Annotated in this window: 19 protein-coding genes; 8 read left to right on the top strand and 11 right to left on the bottom strand. The window is 64.7% G+C overall.

Annotation, left to right across the window (positions count from 1 at the left end; genetic code table 11):
- Positions 1-131: 131 nt before the first annotated feature.
- On the bottom strand, positions 132-542 hold the full coding sequence (locus tag ABIB90_RS38055) for a DUF2000 family protein (protein ID WP_354202577.1): 411 nt from the start codon (positions 540-542) through the stop codon (positions 132-134).
- A gap of 63 nt (positions 543-605) precedes the next feature.
- Positions 606-995, bottom strand: a complete 390-nt coding sequence (locus tag ABIB90_RS38050; protein WP_007602435.1) for a DUF4189 domain-containing protein — start codon at positions 993-995, stop codon at positions 606-608.
- 183 nt (positions 996-1,178) lie between these two features.
- Between ABIB90_RS38050 and ABIB90_RS38045 the strand changes: the two genes are divergently transcribed.
- Entirely contained in the window at positions 1,179-1,670 is a 492-nt protein-coding gene (locus tag ABIB90_RS38045; protein WP_354159049.1) for an avidin/streptavidin family protein, read from the top strand.
- Positions 1,671-1,720: 50 nt separating this feature from the next.
- On the opposite strand, the gene ABIB90_RS38040 is transcribed toward ABIB90_RS38045, so the two are convergent.
- From ABIB90_RS38040 to ABIB90_RS38005, 8 genes are all read right to left on the bottom strand, one after another.
- Positions 1,721-3,325 carry an NTP transferase domain-containing protein gene (locus ABIB90_RS38040; protein ID WP_354202575.1) on the bottom strand — a complete coding sequence of 535 codons (1,605 nt, stop codon included), beginning with the start codon at positions 3,323-3,325 and terminating at the stop codon, positions 1,721-1,723.
- A complete protein-coding gene (locus tag ABIB90_RS38035) occupies positions 3,322-4,023 on the bottom strand; it encodes an XdhC family protein (RefSeq protein WP_354159053.1) in 702 nt (233 codons plus the stop codon). The genes ABIB90_RS38040 and ABIB90_RS38035 overlap by 4 nt, the downstream gene beginning before the upstream one ends.
- 2 nt (positions 4,024-4,025) lie before the next feature.
- Positions 4,026-4,349: an XdhC family protein gene (locus ABIB90_RS38030; protein ID WP_007602422.1), complete on the bottom strand. Its 324-nt coding sequence runs from the start codon at positions 4,347-4,349 to the stop codon at positions 4,026-4,028.
- 9 nt (positions 4,350-4,358) lie between these two features.
- Positions 4,359-5,561, bottom strand: coding sequence for a vWA domain-containing protein (locus tag ABIB90_RS38025; RefSeq protein WP_354159055.1), 1,203 nt, complete (start codon positions 5,559-5,561; stop codon positions 4,359-4,361).
- A gap of 121 nt (positions 5,562-5,682) precedes the next feature.
- On the bottom strand, positions 5,683-6,603 hold the full coding sequence (locus ABIB90_RS38020) for an AAA family ATPase (protein ID WP_219684944.1): 921 nt from the start codon (positions 6,601-6,603) through the stop codon (positions 5,683-5,685).
- A 61-nt stretch (positions 6,604-6,664) separates the two neighbouring features.
- The gene (locus tag ABIB90_RS38015) at positions 6,665-7,471 is read right to left on the bottom strand and encodes an FAD binding domain-containing protein (RefSeq protein WP_007602419.1); all 807 of its coding nucleotides are present in this window, start codon (positions 7,469-7,471) and stop codon (positions 6,665-6,667) included.
- A 33-nt stretch (positions 7,472-7,504) separates the two neighbouring features.
- On the bottom strand, positions 7,505-7,990 hold the full coding sequence (locus ABIB90_RS38010) for a (2Fe-2S)-binding protein (protein WP_007602418.1): 486 nt from the start codon (positions 7,988-7,990) through the stop codon (positions 7,505-7,507).
- Positions 7,991-8,154: 164 nt separating this feature from the next.
- On the bottom strand, positions 8,155-8,601 hold the full coding sequence (locus tag ABIB90_RS38005) for an SRPBCC family protein (protein ID WP_007602417.1): 447 nt from the start codon (positions 8,599-8,601) through the stop codon (positions 8,155-8,157).
- A gap of 179 nt (positions 8,602-8,780) precedes the next feature.
- Here ABIB90_RS38005 and ABIB90_RS38000 point away from each other — a divergent pair, with 179 nt between their 5' ends.
- From ABIB90_RS38000 to ABIB90_RS37990, 3 genes are all read left to right on the top strand, one after another.
- On the top strand, positions 8,781-10,136 hold the full coding sequence (locus ABIB90_RS38000) for a 3-carboxy-cis,cis-muconate cycloisomerase (RefSeq protein WP_354202574.1): 1,356 nt from the start codon (positions 8,781-8,783) through the stop codon (positions 10,134-10,136).
- 35 nt (positions 10,137-10,171) lie between these two features.
- A complete protein-coding gene (gene pcaD / locus ABIB90_RS37995) occupies positions 10,172-10,954 on the top strand; it encodes a 3-oxoadipate enol-lactonase (protein WP_354202573.1) in 783 nt (260 codons plus the stop codon).
- Between the two features lie 103 nt (positions 10,955-11,057).
- Complete coding sequence (locus ABIB90_RS37990; RefSeq protein WP_027567707.1) at positions 11,058-11,450, top strand: carboxymuconolactone decarboxylase family protein; 393 nt, start codon at positions 11,058-11,060, stop codon at positions 11,448-11,450.
- Here ABIB90_RS37990 and ABIB90_RS37985 read toward each other — a convergent pair.
- Positions 11,412-11,948 (bottom strand): hypothetical protein, encoded by a 537-nt coding sequence (locus ABIB90_RS37985; RefSeq protein ID WP_354202572.1) that lies wholly within the window; start codon positions 11,946-11,948, stop codon positions 11,412-11,414. The genes ABIB90_RS37990 and ABIB90_RS37985 overlap by 39 nt on opposite strands.
- A gap of 343 nt (positions 11,949-12,291) precedes the next feature.
- Here ABIB90_RS37985 and ABIB90_RS37980 point away from each other — a divergent pair, with 343 nt between their 5' ends.
- From ABIB90_RS37980 to ABIB90_RS37965, 4 genes are read left to right on the top strand one after another with little or no spacing between them, the layout of a single operon-like run.
- Positions 12,292-13,209 (top strand): ABC transporter permease subunit, encoded by a 918-nt coding sequence (locus ABIB90_RS37980; protein WP_354159066.1) that lies wholly within the window; start codon positions 12,292-12,294, stop codon positions 13,207-13,209.
- Positions 13,210-13,218: 9 nt separating this feature from the next.
- Positions 13,219-14,538, top strand: coding sequence for a high-affinity branched-chain amino acid ABC transporter permease LivM (gene livM, locus ABIB90_RS37975; protein ID WP_354202571.1), 1,320 nt, complete (start codon positions 13,219-13,221; stop codon positions 14,536-14,538).
- Entirely contained in the window at positions 14,535-15,368 is an 834-nt protein-coding gene (locus tag ABIB90_RS37970) for an ABC transporter ATP-binding protein (protein ID WP_007602409.1), read from the top strand. The genes livM and ABIB90_RS37970 overlap by 4 nt, the downstream gene beginning before the upstream one ends.
- A complete protein-coding gene (locus ABIB90_RS37965) occupies positions 15,365-16,105 on the top strand; it encodes an ABC transporter ATP-binding protein (RefSeq protein ID WP_354159069.1) in 741 nt (246 codons plus the stop codon). The genes ABIB90_RS37970 and ABIB90_RS37965 overlap by 4 nt, the downstream gene beginning before the upstream one ends.
- The last annotated feature ends 99 nt before the right edge of the window (positions 16,106-16,204 follow it).

Here is a 16,204-nt window from a genome sequence, read left to right as displayed (position 1 = left end):
ACCTGCCGATATGCCATCCCCAGATCCTCTTCAGATGTCTCTTAGAGAATCGCAGATTCGCGATTTACGCAAAGCCCTCGCAAGCGGGAGAGGTGGAGCAAGCCGCACGGCCGGTGATCTTCCGACTCACCTCAACTATGAAACTTCAGCCCATCGACGATCTTGTCGATCACCTTGCGCTCGGCGCGCACGGCGAGACCGACGAGGTTGAGATCGGCCCGCGCCACCGCCCTCACCGCTTCGCGGTTGGCAGCATCGTGCGTGGTCTTGAACATGTCCTCGGTATAGACCGCCGGCTTGACGCTGCGCGTCAGCGCCCGATCGAGCGCGCGCGTCAATGCGGAACCGTCGGCACCATAGATCAGAATCGGCTGTCCGATCAGCGCGTGATATTTCGTACCCGACGCGTCCTCATAGGGCTCGCCGATGCATTCCGGAAAGGCCGCGGCAATGCCGCTGGTAAGGAAGGCCGCGACGTTGAACTTCTGCCAGGCCTGAAGATCGGTGCGGATCACGACGGCGATCTTGGTATCGAACTGCATGCAACTCCTCGACTGTCATTCCGGACTCGATGCTACGCAACATCGGAATGACGGCAACAGGAATCAACCCTTCGCGTCGCAGGCCCAGGCGCGGATGACGCATTCCTTGCCGCCGTATTTGTAGCATTCGCGCGTGGCGGCATTGAGCGTGGCCGAGATCTTCGGCTTGACGGCATAGCCATAGGCGCCGCAGGGATTGGAAAGGTCGACCGACATCGCGGCGCAGGCGCGCTTCATCGTCACGGTCGTGCAATCGCCCTTGCACTGCTTCTGCGCCGCCGCACGCGCATCGTGCTCGGCGCCATAATCAAAGGCCTGGCCATAGGCGCCGCACTTGCCGACCGCAAATGCTCCGGCGGCGTGCGCATCCGTGATATGGCGAGCGCCCGCGACGCAGACGGACAGCGCAAAGAAAAACATCGCGCAACGGCGCGCGACGACGTTCGAAGCCATGGAAAAACCCCTCCCCCCAAGGCAGGTGAAGGCGACTCTAACCTTCGGTCGTTTCCACTTGGTGAACGCGTGGTTGAAAAGCCGCGCCGGAATAGCGGTATGAATATGCACTTTATAGTTGTGTTTTTCAATCGCGTTATTTAAGGTCGTGAAGCTCCAAGCAGAGAGCCGGAGGAAGCGACCATGCGCCACATCAATGCAATGCTGTTCGGAATGCTCGCGTCGGCCTGTCTCGTCGGACCCTTGCCCGCATATGCGCAGTCGGTGAACTGGACCTGGACCAACCAGTATGGCTCGACCCTGGCCATCACCAACGTCAACACGACCACGGGCGCCATCACGGGGACCTACACCAACAACGCCGCAAACAGCTGCGACGAGGGCAAGCCGCAAGGCGTAACGGGTTGGCTGGCCTACGGCAACACAGGCACCGCGATCAGTTTCTCGGTGAACTTCCTTGGCTGCGGATCGACCACCGTCTGGACCGGGCAATTGAACAATTCATCGGGATTCCAGGGATTGTGGTATCTGTCCCTCGCAGAAGCCGTCGCGTGGAACGGCATCAGCGCGGGCGCCGACACGTTTACGTTCAACAACGGCGACAAGACCCTGTTGACGAAGAGCGGTGTCGAGCTGAAGGCCGGGGTCGAGAAGCTATCGAACACCAAGAAGTAGGCGAGCCGCGGACATCGGCGCTGTGCGCCTTTGCCCACTCTAGGGCAGCGTCAGCCCCGCCGTGCCGCTTCCAATGCCTGCGGCGTGTCGATGTCGAGAAAGGCGCTCTCGCCGTCGACCGGCACTTCGGCGACCGCCTCGGTGTGCTTCGCTATCAGGTGACGCGCGCCGACATCGCCGTCGAGCGTCATCAACTCCTTGAAGAAGCGGCGCGACCACAGCACGGGATTGCCGCGGCGGCCCTCGCTGACGGGCACGACGATGAGATTGCCGCGGTCGGGTGCGAACGCGTCGATGAGACGGTCGATCAGACCGGCATCGATCAGCGGCATGTCGCCGAGGCAGACCACAGCGCCGTCGCAAGCTTCGGGAACGGCCGCGATGCCCGCCTTGACCGAGCTTGCGATGCCGCCGGCGAAATCCGGATTCTTGACGATACGCACCTTCAGACCTTTCAAGGCTTGCTCGATCAGCTCGGTCTGATGGCCGGTGACGACGATGACCTCCGATGCTTTCGAGGCCAGCGCCTGCTCGGTCGCAATCCGCACCAGCTTCTTGCCGTCGAGCTCGGCCAGTAGCTTGTTCGGCCCCCCCATCCGGGTCGAACGGCCCGCTGCGAGCACGATGACCGCGACGTGGTTGTTGCCCTCGATCTCCGGTTTTGCGCGCGGCTGCGGGCGCGTGACGATCTCCATGAGCAGGCCACCGACGCCCATGCCCATCAGCTCGGACCGCGTCACCTTGATGCCGGCCAGCAGCCGCATCAGTACCCAATCGAACCCGTTCTCGACCGGCGAGCGCGCGCAGCCGGGCGCGCCCAGCACTGGCACGGTGCCGGCCCGGGCAATCAGCAGCAGATTGCCGGGATCGACCGGCATGCCGAAATGCTCGATCTCGCCGCCGATGCCGGTCACGGCCGCAGGGATCACGTCGCGGCGGTCGGCGATCGCGGATGCCCCGAACACGATCACGAGCTCGGCGCCAAGTCCCAGTAATTCCTTGATCGCAGCCGAAAGCGCCTGCTCCTCATGCGGGACCCGCCGCTCGGCGATGATGCCGGCGCCGGCTGGCGCCAGCCGCTCGGCGGTGACGCGCAACGTCTTGTCGATCACCTTGGAGGACAGGCCGGGCAGAAGCGTCGAGACCACGCCGACGCGCTTGATAACGTAAGGCGCGATCTTCAGAACGTCGCGACCCGCGGCCTTCACGGCGGCATCACGCAAGTTTCCTTCGACGCCGAACGGGATGATCTTGACGGTGCCGACCATCTCGCCCTCGACCACCGGCTTGAAGGCCGAGAGCGTGGCAAAGGTAATGGCTTCGTCGATATTGTTGATGCGGTCCACCGCGGCGCGATCGATCACCAGCACGCCGGGGCGCGCGGCGAACAGATTGGCACGACCGGTGAAGGCCCGCTCGACATGAATGCCGTCGCCACCGACGGCGAGCGCGATGCTGGCAGCCGCGATGTCCTCGGAGACATCGCCCTCCTCCATCCGCACCACCACGACGTCCTTGATGCCGGCGCGCTCCAGCGCCTCGACCTCGGCAGGGCCGATCGTCGTGCCCTTCTTCAGCACCAGCGGTCCCTGGCGCAGGGTGTGGACGGTCACCCCGCCGATCGCATCCCTGGGGCTCGCCGGGCCGAATTTCATGCGGCTTCTTCTTTTTCTTTGGGCGGCAGCCGAAGCACCGCCGTGATCTCGGCCATGATCGACACCGCGATCTCGGATGGCGAGACCGCGCCGATCGCAAGCCCGATGGGCGCGCGGATGCGCGCGATGTCAGCCTCCTTGGCGCCCTGCGCCCGCAGCCGGTCGCCGCGCTTGGCATGCGTCTTCCGCGAGCCGAGTGCGCCGATATAGAAGCAGTTGCGCTCGAAGGCGTGCAGCAGCGCGGGGTCGTCGATCTTGGGATCGTGCGTCACCGCGACGAAGGCCGTGTAGGCATCGACGTTGAGCGGCGGCAGCGCCGTGTCGGGCCATTCCGCGACCAGTGGAACGTCGGGGAAGCGCTCGGGGCTCGCAAAGGCCGTGCGCGGATCGACCACGGTGACGTCGTAGCCGAGCGAGCGCGCCAGCGGTGCCAGGGCCTGGCTGATATGGACGGCGCCGACGATGACGAGCTTGGCGGTCGGGGCATAGACGTTGAGGAAGAGCTTCTTGCCGCCGGCTTCGACACTGGCGCTCTTGCCCATGCGAAGCTGCTTGTCGAGCTCGGCGCGCAGGGGATCCTTACTGAAGTCCTCGGCCTTCACCAGGCGTTGCTCGCCGCTCTCGGTGTCGGTCACCAGGATCACCGGCCGGCGCGCGGCGCGCTCGGCATTGAGTTCGTGCAGGATTGCGAGCTTCACGGCTAGCCGACCTTCTCGACGAAGACGCGGATGGTGCCGCCGCAGGACAGCCCGACATTCCAGGCAGTCTCGTCGGCAACGCCAAACTCCAGCATCCTGGGCTTGCCGCTCTGGATCACATCCATGGCCTCGGTGACCACGGCGCCCTCGACGCAGCCGCCGGAGACGGACCCCAGGAACGTGCCCTCGTCATTGATGACGAGGCTCGAGCCCGCCGGACGCGGTGCCGAGCCCCAGGTCTCCACCACGGTGGCGAGCGCGACGCCACGGCCGGCCTTCTGCCAGTCCTCCGCCGCCTTCAGAATATCCTCGTCGCGATCGAGCATGGCTACCTCTCAGGCTGCGGAGCGGATCAGGCTGCGGTGATGCGGCGGCAGCGGCCCGGAGAGCGTGATGATCAGCTCCTGGATCGAGCTCAAATTATGTACCGGACGGAATTCGTCAACGTGCGGGAGCATCATTTTGATGCCCTGCGCCTTGGCCTCGAAGCCGCCGAACCGCAGCAGCGGGTTGAGCCAGATCAGCCGCCGGCAGGAGCGGTGCAGCCGGTCCATCTCGAAGGCCAGCTTGGAATCGGCCTCCCGCTCGAGCCCGTCGGAGATCAGCAGCACGATGGCGCCCTGGCTCAGCACGCGCCGCGCCCACAATTTGTTGAAATTGTGCAGGGACGCCGAGATCCGCGTGCCGCCGGCCCAGTCCTCGACGGAGGCCGAGCAGCTCGCCAGCGCCTCGTCAGGGTCGCGCTGACGCAGCGCCCGGGTCACGTTGGTGAGGCGAGTGCCGAACAGGAACACCGAGACACGTTTTCGCGCGTCCCCTATGGCATGCAGGAAATGCAGGAACAGGCGGGTGTACTCGCTCATAGAACCCGAGATGTCGAGCAGCGCGACGATCGGGGCCGGTTTCTCGATCCGCCCGAGGCGATGGATGTCGATGATGTCGCCGCCGGTGCGCAACGAGGCGCGCAGTGTGCGGCGGAGATCGAGGCGCAGGCCGCGGGGATCGGGCCGGTGCCGACGCGTCAGAAGCTCGGCCTGCGGCAACCGCATTCGCTCGACGGCGCGGAGCGCTTCGGTGATCTCGGCCGCGCTCATCTGCGCAAAATCCTTTTTCTGAAGGATTTCCTTGTCGGAGACCGACAGGCGCAAATCCTGCTCCTGGTGCTGCGGCGTCTCCGTCATGCGCGGCTGCGACATCGCCTCCTGCACACGACGCGAGCCTGCCTGCGGCTTCTTCTTGGCCTGCTCCGGCAACGGCACCGAATCCAGCATGTGCTTCCACTCTTCCGAGGCGCGGAAGAACAGGTTGAAGGCTTGCTTGAAGATCAGCGCATGCTCGTGGCGCTTGACGAAAATCGCCTCAAGCGTGGTGAAGACGTCGGCGCGTTTGCCGATGTCGATCACCTCAAGCGCGCTCATGGCATCGATGACCGCACCCGGCCCAACCGGCATGCCGGCCGAACGCAGCGCGCGGGCGAAGCCCACGACGTTGTCGGCGAATTGCTCGGTTTGCTCAGGCGCCAGGTGATTGATGGCCATGGTCTGCTGTCTCTGCCGTCATTCCGGGGCACGCGAAGCGTGAACCCGGAATCCATTTATCCATAATCCCCGCCGCACAATGGATTCCGGGCTCGCGACTTCGTCGCACCAGGAATGACGGCTAGTCGCTCGTCGCTTCCTTCAGCACCTTCTGCAAGGTGTCGCCCTGCATCCGCGTGATGTCGTCCTGGTATTTGAGCAGCGCGCCCAGCGTGTCGCCGACCACTTGCGGGGTCAGCGAGCGGGCGTCGAGCTCCGACAGTGCGGTGGCCCAGTCGATGGTCTCGGCGACGCCCGGCGACTTGTAGAAATCCTGATTGCGTAGTGCCTGGACGAAGCGCACGACCTGCTGCGACAATTTTGCGGAGATGCCCGGCACGCGCGACTTGACGATCGCGAGCTCGCGATCCGCGTCGGGATAATCGACCCAGTGATAGAGACAGCGCCGCTTCAGCGCGTCGTGGATCTCGCGGGTGCGGTTGGAGGTGATGATGACAATCGGCGGGCTCGGCGCCTTCACGGTGCCGAATTCGGGAATCGTCACCTGGAAGTCGCTGAGGATTTCGAGCAGATACGCCTCGAACGCCTCGTCGGCGCGGTCGAGCTCGTCGATCAGAAGGACCGGCGGCCCGGCGACGTCGGGCTCCAGCGCCTGGAGCAGCGGTCGCTTGATCATGTAGCGATCGGCGAAGATGTCGGACGACAATTGATCGCGATCGGTGTCGCCGGCGGCTTCCGCCATCCGGATCGCGATCATCTGCGCGGCGCTATTCCACTCGTAGACCGCCGAGGAGACGTCGAGGCCTTCGTAACACTGCAGACGGATCAGCTTCCGCCCCAGTGCCGCCGACAGCACTTTTGCGATCTCGGTCTTGCCGACGCCGGCCTCGCCTTCCAGAAACAGCGGCCGGCCCATGCGCAGCGACAGATAGGTCACCGTGGCCAGCGATCGCTCGGCGAGATAGCCGCGCGACGTCAGGAGTTCGAGCATCGAATCGACCGATGCCGGCAAGGCACCGGACGTGTTGGCCACTGAGGTCATGAAAAAGCCAGTCTCGCTACGCCCTCACCGGGACAAGTTTGGGCCGAGGCGTGAGGATCACTCACTCCTTGGCGTTGGCGGCGTCGAGGGCACGCCGCGTCAGCACGCCGATGAGGTGCGCGCGGTATTCGGCGCTGCCATGGATGTCGCTGTTGAGGCCGTCGGCCGGCACCTCGATGCCGTCAAGCGCTTTCGCGGCGAAACGCTTTTTCAGGGCTTCCTCGAACGCGGTGACACGGAACACGCCTTCGGAGCCGGCGCCGGTGACCGCGACCCGCACGTCGGAGGGACGCCGCGCCACGAACACGCCGACCAGCGCGTAACGCGAGGCCTGGTTGCGGAACTTGATATAGGCCGCCTTCTTCGGCAGCGGGAACATCACCTTGGTGATGATCTCGTCGGCTTCGAGCGCCGTCGTGAACAGGCCTTGGAAATACTCCTCTGCCTTGAGGCGGCGCTTGTTGGTGACGATGGTGGCGCCCAGCGCCAACACGGCAGCCGGATAGTCGGCAGTCGGATCGTTGTTGGCGAGCGAGCCGCCGATCGTGCCCTTGTGGCGCACGGCGGGATCGCCGATCTGGCCGGCAAGGTTCGCGAGCGCCGGGATCGCCTCGCCGACGATAGCCGAGGTTGCGACCTCGGCATGCCTGGCGGTGGCACCGATCACGAGCGCGCGGCCCTTCATCTCGATCGTGTTGAGCCCATCGATATGGGAGAGGTCGACCAGATGCGGCGGGCTGGCGAGGCGCTGCTTCATGACGGGAATCAGCGTGTGGCCGCCGGCGATCACCTTGGCGTCTTCGTTCTTCACCAGGAGGTTGGCGGCCTGCCGAACTGTCCCGGGGCGATGGTATTTGAAGTCGTACATCTGAATGTCCTGATCGCAGAGTGCGCGCGCGGTTTACGCGAGATCGGATTTCGCCATCGCCTTGGCGCCGGCGGAGATCGAGGTGACGATGTTCTGGTAGCCGGTGCAGCGGCAGAGATTGCCTTCCAGCTCCTCGCGGATGGTGTGGTCGTCGAGCTCGTTGCCCTTGCGATGGACGATGTCGATCGCGGTCATGATCATGCCGGGCGTGCAGAAGCCGCACTGCAGTCCATGGTGTTCGCGGAAGGCCTCCTGCATCGGATGCAGCGGCGCGCCGTCGGCGGCCAACCCCTCGATCGTCTTGACCTCGTGGCCATCGGCCATCACGGCGAGCGTGGTGCAGGACTTCACGGCCTTGCCGTCCAGATGCACGACGCAGGCGCCGCACTGCGAGGTGTCGCAGCCGACATGGGTGCCGGTGAGCCGCAGATTCTCGCGCAGGAACTGCACCAGCAGGGTGCGGGGATCGACGTTGGCCGTGACAGGATTGCCGTTCACGATGAGGGAGATTTTTGCCATAAGCACTCTCTATCAGCGCCCCGACGGGTCCCGTCGAAGCGGTTCTTATAATTATTCCGACCCATCATATGGGCCATTATGCCCCGGGGCAACATCACCGGGAATGCAAGGCGCCATGACAAAACGCGATATGCCGGAAGGCGCAATGCTTGAGGTATCGGCCCTCAGCCCTGTACCGCCTTGGCGAAGTTCGCGAAAAATTCGTCGGCCAGTTTCTTGGCGGCGCCGTTGATCAGGCGCTGGCCGAGCTGCGCCAACTTGCCGCCGATCTGCGCCTCGACCTCGTAGGACAAAAGCGTACCGCCGTCCTTCTCCGCAAGCTTGACCACGGCGCCTCCCTTGGCGAACCCAGCCACCCCGCCCTCGCCTTCGCCGGAGATCTTGTAGCCGTTCGGCGGATCGAGATCGGACAGCGTGACCTTGCCCTTGAAGCGCGCCGACACCGGGCCGACCTTCATTTTCGCCGTCGCACGAAAGCCGCCATCCTCGGTCTTCTCCAGCTCCTCGCAGCCGGGGATGCAGGCCTTTAGCACCTCGGCATCGTTGAGCTTGGCCCACACGGCCTCGCGCGGCGCCGCAAGCTGGACTTCGCCGTTCATCGTCATGGCCATTGGGTGCCTCCCGGGATGGATCGCGCAACTAAACTATAAGGCAGCTCAAGTACCGCACGGAGGCGGCAAAAGAAAGGGTGGCCTCGGTCACGTGCAATGCATATTCGCAACTGCAAAAAGCTTGCGCCGCCGGTTTGGGATTGGCACAGGCGGGCCATGGTGGTTAGGTCCCGCACAATATGAGCACATCCCTCTCCCCCCTGCTCGCGCCGATGCTGTCGAGCGTGGCCATGCGCGCGGTCTGCGACGACCGGTCGACCCTCCAGAACATGCTCGATTTCGAGGCAGCACTGGCCCGAGCCGAGGCGGCCACGGGTGTGATTCCCGCGTCCGCGGTGGGCCCGATCGAAACCGCGTGCAAGGCCGATGTCTTTGACATGGCCGCGCTGGCCGAGGCCGCCACTAGATCCGGCAATCTCGCGATCCCCCTGGTCAAGATTCTGACCGCCAATGTCGGCAGGGCCGACGCAGAGGCCGCCCGCTACGTGCATTGGGGCGCGACCAGCCAGGACGTCATCGACACCGCGACCATGCTCACGCTTCGCGCCGGCATCGATGCATTGGACGCCGATCTCAGCCGCGCCATCAAGGGCTTTGCCGCACTGGCGCGGGCCCACCGCAACACGGCAATGGTGGCGCGAACCTGGCTCCAGCACGCCCTGCCGATGCCGTTCGGCCTGAAGGCCGCCGAATATGCCGCAAGCCTCGCCCGCGCCCGCTGCCGCCTCAGGCGGCTCTCCCGCGAGGGCCTCGCACTGCAATTCGGCGGCGCGGCCGGCACGCTTGCAGCCCTTGGCGACAAGGGGCTCGTCGTTTCCGAACGGCTGGCGCAGGAGCTGAACCTGCCGCTGCCCGAAGCGCCCTGGCACACCCATCGCGACCGCATCGCGGAAGCCGCGTCGAGCTTTGCGATTCTCGCCGGAAGCTGCGGCAAGATCGCGCGCGACGTCTCGCTGCTGATGCAGACCGACGTTGCCGAGGCGTTCGAGCCGGCAGGGGAAGGCCGCGGCGGCTCCTCGACCATGCCGCACAAGCGCAACCCGGTCGCGGCCGCAAGTGCGCTCGGCTGCGCAACCATGGCGCCGCAGCTCGCCGCGACGATTTTCGCGGCCCAGGTGCAGGACCATGAGCGCAGCGCTGGCCCGTGGCACGCGGAATGGCCGACGCTGCCGCAATTGATGCTGGTCACCTCCGGTGCCCTCGCAGCCATAGTCGACATCGCGGAAGGACTCGATGTCGATGCGGCGCGCATGCGCAGCAATCTCGATGCGACCCACGGCCTGATCATGGCGGAAGCGGTCACCTTTGCGCTGGCCGAGACGATCGGCAAGAGCGATGCGCATCATCTCGTCGAAGCCGCGAGCAAGCGCGCGGTCGCCGAGAAGAAGCATCTGCGCGAGGTGCTCGCAGCCGATTCGCAGGTCACTGCGCATCTTTCGCCGGAAAAAATTGCGGCGTTGTTCGAGCCGATGGCCTATCAAGGCGCTTCCCAAGGCCTGATCGATCGCCTGCTCGACAGCCTCGAACGCGAATAAAACAGTCCTGACCGCAAATAAACGGAGACGCCCGCATGCCCATGATCGATGCCGACGGTTGCCTGATCAACGTCTCCGTCGAGGGCCGCGACGGCGGGCCGACGCTGATGCTGTCAAACTCGCTCGGCTGCACGCTGCAGATGTGGGAGCCGCAGATGAAGGCACTGACGCAGATATTCCGCGTCATCCGCTACGACCGCCGCGGCCACGGCAAGTCCAACGTTCCGCCTGGCACCTATACGATGGAGCGCTTCGGCCGCGACGTGCTGGCCATCCTCGACGACCTCAATATCGAGAAAGTGCACTGGTGCGGCCTGTCGATGGGCGGCATGGTCGGGCAATGGCTGGGCGCGAACGCGCCGGAGCGCTTCGGCAAGCTCATCCTCGCCAACACCTCCTGCTACTATGCCGAGCCAACCAAATGGCTCGAGCGCATCGACGCCGTGAAGAAGGGCGGCATCGCTTCCGTCGCCGATGCCGTTATCGCCGGCTGGCTCACCCAGGATTTCCGCGAGCGCGCGCCCGACATCACCGCCAGGATGAAGGCGATGCTGCTGGCCTCGCCGGTCGAAGGCTATCTCGCCTGCTGCGAGGCGCTGTCGACGCTCGACCAGCGCGCGCTGCTGCCGAAGATCAAGAGCCCGACACTGGTGATCGCCGGCCGCCACGACATGGCGACGCCGATTTCGGCGGGTGAATTGATCCGCTCAAGCATTCCCGGCGCGAGCATGACCATCATCGACGCCGCCCACATTTCCAATGTCGAGCAGCCGCACGCGTTCACCGACGCGGTGGTGGGCTTTTTGACGCAACGTTAGTCACAACCGTCATTGCGAGCGCAGCGAAGCAATCCAGAAATCCCTCCGCGGTGACAGACTGGATTGCTTCGCTACCTCGCGATGACGGAGAGGAGGATAGAGAATGGACGACCAGAAACGCCGCGATGCCGGCATGAACGTGCGCCGAAAAGTGCTGGGCAATGCCTGGGTCGACAAGTCGATCGCGGGTCGCAATGCATTCAACACCGATTTCCAGGACATGATCACCCGCTACGCCTGGGGCGAGATCTGGACGCGGCCGCATTTCGACGAGCGCACGCGGCGCGTGCTGGTTATCGGCACCATGGTTGCGCTTGGCCAATGGGACGAATTCCGCCTGCATGTGCGCGCGGCCCTCGCCGAGGGCGGCTTCACGCCCGACGACATCAAGGAAATCCTGCTGCAGCAGGCGATCTATTGCGGCGTGCCGGCGGCGAACCACGCCGTCAAGGAAGCCTCAGCGATTGTGCAGGAGCTCGGCCTGCTCAAGACCTAGCGGCGGAGTGGCCTCTACGGTCTTCTGAACGATCTTGGGCGCCGCCTCGGGCCGTTCGATCACCACCACGACGGCGGCACCGAGCAAGAGCAGGAGCTCGGTGGCGTGCAGCCGCAGCGCGGCCATCTCGCCGACCTTCGAAGCCATGATCATGCTCGCAAACGAGATCAGGCTGCCGATCGCAAGCGCAATGCCGAGCGCTTCGTCGCTACCCCCGTTCTTGCGGATGCGGGGAATGCAGAGCAGCGCAAGGTAGATCGCAAAGAACGCCACCACCGTCAGTCGCCCCAGTGCCAGCAGCCAGGCGGCGCGCACCGTGTCCATCCCCGCCATCTGGAGATGGTCGCTGAGGAAAAGCGCCACTGCGACGCTCGGCCGCTCATAGAGCCCGTGCACCGGCGCCACCATGATGTTGAAGGCGACGAGGGTCCAGGCCGGGATGAAATAGGCCGCCAGAAGTGCGCCGTTGACCGAACCGATCCGCCAGTTTCCGAACATGCCGCTTCCCGCTTCGTTTGGTCCGCGCCTTCGATGGAAGGCTTTGCCGGGAGCTAACTCGCATCAGACTGTGGCGGCAATTTAAACCCTTTGTTTACCTTAACTGGCACCCACAGGCTTCCAATTGGGGCACGGGGGAACCGGTTCCGCCCATTGCGGGGGGAACCAGAGCGCCAAATGATCTCTGTAAAAGCCTTGATGCGGAGGCGGGGCCGGTTGCAGCCGCCAGTTCCCTCCTGTTACAAAACGAGAATGCTTAAGGGCTGCCGGGGCCCGAGAAGAAACCAGCACTCTCTCTCGAAGAGCTCCCTTTGAGCCGCGTCAGATTTGGGTACGGCAGCCTATGGATTATTTCGCCCAGCAGCTCATCAACGGCCTCGTGCTCGGCTCGATCTACGGGCTGATCGCGATCGGCTACACGATGGTCTACGGCATCGTCGGCATGATCAACTTCGCCCATGGCGATGTCTTCATGATCGGCGGCTTCATCGCGCTGATCACCTTCCTGCTCCTGGTCTCGACCGGCCTGACCGCGGTCCCGGTGATCCTGTTGATCGTGATCCTGGTCTCGATGGCGGTCACCGCCCTGTATGGCTGGACCATCGAGCGCATAGCCTACCGTCCGCTGCGCCACTCCTTCCGCCTCGCGCCGATGCTGTCGGCGATCGGCATGTCGTTCGTGCTGACCAACTATTCGCAGGTGGCGCAAGGCGCGCGGGTGAAGCCAGTGCCGCCAGTGATCACCGGCGGCTACACGCTGCACGAGAGCGCCGATGGCTTCATCATCCAGCTCTCCAACATCCAGATCGTGGTGGTCATCACCACCATCGTGCTGCTGGCGATCTTCACCTGGCTGGTGTCGCGCACCCGGCTCGGGCGCGACATGCGCGCCTGCGAGCAGGACCAGACCATGGCGGCGCTGCTCGGCGTCAACGTCGACCGCACCATCTCCATGACCTTCGTGATCGGCGCTGCGCTCGCCGCAGTGGCCGGCCTGATGTACCTGCTCTATTACGGCCTGGTCGATTTCTTCATGGGCTTCGTCGCCGGCATCAAGGCGTTCACCGCGGCCGTGCTCGGCGGCATCGGCTCGCTGCCCGGCGCCATGCTCGGGGGGCTGGCGATCGGGCTGATCGAGACGTTCTGGTCGGCCTATTTCTCGGTCGAATACAAGGACGTCGCCGCGTTCTCGATCCTGATCGTCGTGCTGATCTTCATGCCGACCGGCCTGCTCGGCCGCCCCGAAGTCGAAAAAGTCTGACGGTCGCGCGTGAAAACTCCCTCGATCAATACGGCCAAAACTGCATCGGGCATCCCCGCTCTCCTGAAGACCGCCTGCGTCAACGCGCTGATCGCGCTGGTGCTGTTCTCGCTGATGGTCGGCGTCCGCACCGAAGCCGGTTCCGACGGCCAGCTCACCTATTGGACGCGCTTCGGCGAGGTCGCCTCCCTCGTCGCCGCCGTGTTCGGCGGCTCGATCGTGCTCGAGCTGCTCAAGCAATGGATCGGACCGAGCGGCGCCGAGAAGCTGGTGCCGCCGGCGGTGCAGAGCGGAATGTCGTTCCTCGGCCGCTATCTCGCACCGGCGCTCCTGATCTTCACGCTGCTGGTGCCCGTGATCTTCTATGACCAGCGCTACATCCTCGATCTCGCCATCCTCGTGCTCACCTATGTGATGCTTGGCTGGGGGCTGAACGTCGTGGTCGGGCTGGCCGGCCTGCTCGATCTCGGCTACGTCGCCTTCTATGCGGTCGGCGCCTATTCTTACGCGCTGCTCGCGACCAATTTCGGCTGGTCATTCTGGATCTGCCTGCCGCTAGCGGGCGTCCTCGCCGCATTCTGGGGCGTGCTGCTCGGCTTCCCCGTGCTGCGCCTGCGCGGCGACTATCTCGCCATCGTGACGCTCGCCTTCGGCGAGATCATCCGCCTCGTCATCATCAATTGGCAGGATCTGACAGGCGGGCCCAACGGCGTCTCCAGCATTCCCCGCCCCTCCTTCTTCGGTATCCCCCTCGACAACAGCGACAACGGGCTCGCCGCCAGGCTCGGCATCGAATATTCGCCGACCCACCGCATCGTCTTCCTGTTCTACCTGATCCTGGCGCTCGCGCTGCTCACCAACTGGGTGACGATCCGGCTGCGCCGCCTGCCGATCGGCCGCGCCTGGGAAGCCCTGCGCGAGGACGAGGTCGCCTGCCGTGCGCTCGGCATCAACACCACGACCACCAAGCTCACGGCATTCGCGACCGGTGCGATGTTCGGCGGCTTTGCCGGCGCGTTCTTCGCGACCCGCCAGGGCTTCATCAGCCCGGAATCCTTCACCTTCCAGGAATCGGCGCTGGTGCTCGCCATCGTCGTGCTCGGCGGCATGGGCTCGCAGCTTGGCGTGGCGCTCTCCGCGCTCGCCATGATCGGGGGCTTCGAGCTGTTCCGCAGCCTCGAGAGCTACCGCATGCTGGTGTTCGGCATGGCCATGGTGCTGATCATGATCTGGCGGCCGCGCGGCCTGATCGGCCATCGCGCGCCGACCGTGTACCTGACCAAGGCCCACGCGATCTCATCCGACCTCGTCAAGGAGGGGCACGGATGAGCCGCGACCAGATTCTCGAGGTCGACCGGCTCACCATGCGCTTCGGCGGCATCGTCGCAGTCCAGGACCTGTCGTTTGCTGCAGAGCGGAACAAGATCACCGCGCTGATCGGACCCAACGGTGCCGGTAAGACGACGGTCTTCAACTGCATCACCGGGTTCTACAAGCCGAGCGGCGGCGCCATCCGCCTCAGCCATGACGACGGCAAGGTGATCGCGCTGGAACGGCTGAACGATTTCCGCATCGCCAAGCAGGCCAAGGTCGCCCGCACCTTCCAGAATATCCGCCTGTTTCCCGGCATGACCGCGCTGGAAAACCTGATGGTGGCGCAGCACAACGCGCTGATGCGCGCCTCCGGCTTCACCTTGCTCGGGCTCATTGGCGCGCCCGTCTACCGCGGCGCCGAGAAACGCGCGATCGATCTCGCCACCGACTGGCTCAAGCGGGTCAATTTGCTCGATCGCGCCGACGATGCCGCCGGTAATTTTGCCTATGGCGACCAGCGACGGCTCGAGATCGCACGCGCGATGTGCACCGAACCCGCGCTCTTGTGCCTGGACGAACCCGCCGCCGGCCTCAATGCGCGCGAGAGTGCCGCCCTGAGCGAACTGCTGCTGTCGATCCGCAACGAGCTCGGCACCTCGATCCTGCTGATCGAGCACGACATGTCTGTGGTGATGGAGATCTCCGACCACATCGTGGTGATGGACCACGGTGTGAAGATCTCTGAAGGCTCCCCGCGCGAGGTTCGCGACGATCCAAAGGTGATCGCCGCTTATCTCGGCACCGATGAGGAAGAGGCGGTGGCCGTGATGGAGAGCGGGTCGTGACATCGCCCACTGCCCTGCTCGCGGTCCACGGCCTTCGCGCCTCCTACGGCAAGATCGAGGCGCTGAAAGGCGTCGACCTCGATATCAATGCCGGCGAGATCGTGGCGCTGATCGGCGCCAATGGTGCCGGCAAATCGACACTAATGATGACGATCTTCGGCAAGCCGCGCGCCCGCGCCGGCCAGATCCTGTACGAAGGCCGTGACATCACCGAAGTGCCCACCCACGAGATCGCGCATTTGCGCATCGCGCAATCGCCGGAAGGCCGCCGCATCTTCCCGCGCATGAGCGTGGCGGAAAATCTCCAGATGGGGGCGGACGCCACCGAATGCACCGACGCGGAACGCGAGGCGACGCTACAACGCGTGTTCACGCTGTTTCCGCGGCTGAAGGAACGCTACGGCCAGCGTGGCGGAACCCTGTCCGGCGGCGAGCAGCAGATGCTGGCCATCGGCCGCGCCTTGATGAGCCGTCCTCGCCTGCTCCTGCTCGACGAGCCCTCGCTCGGTCTGGCGCCGCTGATCGCGCGCCAGATTTTCGATGCGATCCGCACCCTGAACCGGCAGGATGGCCTGACCGTGCTGATCGTCGAGCAGAACGCCAACCATGCGCTCAAGCTCGCCCATCGCGGCTATGTCATGGTCAATGGCCTGATCACGCTGGCCGGGACCGGCGCCGAGTTGTTGCAGCGCCCCGAGATTCGCGCCGCCTACCTGGAAGGCGGCCGGCACGGTTGAGGCCGCCCAAGGCGAACCCGTGCTGCCGAATGTGGCGAGATATCTCTGCCCATGCCCGTATTTTGCCGGTGACTTCTCCTCGAATTCATTCAAGAATGG

This window comes from Bradyrhizobium sp. JR4.1 (assembly GCF_040548605.1).
In the GTDB taxonomy this organism is placed as follows: Bacteria; Pseudomonadota; Alphaproteobacteria; order Rhizobiales; family Xanthobacteraceae; genus Bradyrhizobium; species Bradyrhizobium canariense.
Note: the sequence above shows the minus strand (reverse complement) of the source record. Positions and strands in the feature narration are given on the sequence as shown.

Coding starts and splice junctions, on each gene's coding strand:
- ABIB90_RS38030 (WP_007602422.1), bottom strand. CDS start 4,349: ATGCTCGATCGCGACGAGGATATTCTGAAGGCGGCGGAGGACTGGCAG.
- ABIB90_RS37985 (WP_354202572.1), bottom strand. CDS start 11,948: ATGTTCGGAAACTGGCGGATCGGTTCGGTCAACGGCGCACTTCTGGCG.
- ABIB90_RS38055 (WP_354202577.1), bottom strand. CDS start 542: ATGCAGTTCGATACCAAGATCGCCGTCGTGATCCGCACCGATCTTCAG.
- ABIB90_RS38015 (WP_007602419.1), bottom strand. CDS start 7,471: ATGTACGACTTCAAATACCATCGCCCCGGGACAGTTCGGCAGGCCGCC.
- ABIB90_RS38010 (WP_007602418.1), bottom strand. CDS start 7,990: ATGGCAAAAATCTCCCTCATCGTGAACGGCAATCCTGTCACGGCCAAC.
- ABIB90_RS38045 (WP_354159049.1), top strand. CDS start 1,179: ATGCGCCACATCAATGCAATGCTGTTCGGAATGCTCGCGTCGGCCTGT.
- ABIB90_RS38050 (WP_007602435.1), bottom strand. CDS start 995: ATGGCTTCGAACGTCGTCGCGCGCCGTTGCGCGATGTTTTTCTTTGCG.
- ABIB90_RS38025 (WP_354159055.1), bottom strand. CDS start 5,561: ATGGCCATCAATCACCTGGCGCCTGAGCAAACCGAGCAATTCGCCGAC.
- ABIB90_RS38020 (WP_219684944.1), bottom strand. CDS start 6,603: ATGACCTCAGTGGCCAACACGTCCGGTGCCTTGCCGGCATCGGTCGAT.
- pcaD (WP_354202573.1), top strand. CDS start 10,172: ATGCCCATGATCGATGCCGACGGTTGCCTGATCAACGTCTCCGTCGAG.
- ABIB90_RS37970 (WP_007602409.1), top strand. CDS start 14,535: ATGAGCCGCGACCAGATTCTCGAGGTCGACCGGCTCACCATGCGCTTC.
- ABIB90_RS37980 (WP_354159066.1), top strand. CDS start 12,292: ATGGATTATTTCGCCCAGCAGCTCATCAACGGCCTCGTGCTCGGCTCG.
- ABIB90_RS37990 (WP_027567707.1), top strand. CDS start 11,058: ATGGACGACCAGAAACGCCGCGATGCCGGCATGAACGTGCGCCGAAAA.
- ABIB90_RS38005 (WP_007602417.1), bottom strand. CDS start 8,601: ATGGCCATGACGATGAACGGCGAAGTCCAGCTTGCGGCGCCGCGCGAG.
- ABIB90_RS38040 (WP_354202575.1), bottom strand. CDS start 3,325: ATGAAATTCGGCCCGGCGAGCCCCAGGGATGCGATCGGCGGGGTGACC.
- ABIB90_RS38000 (WP_354202574.1), top strand. CDS start 8,781: ATGAGCACATCCCTCTCCCCCCTGCTCGCGCCGATGCTGTCGAGCGTG.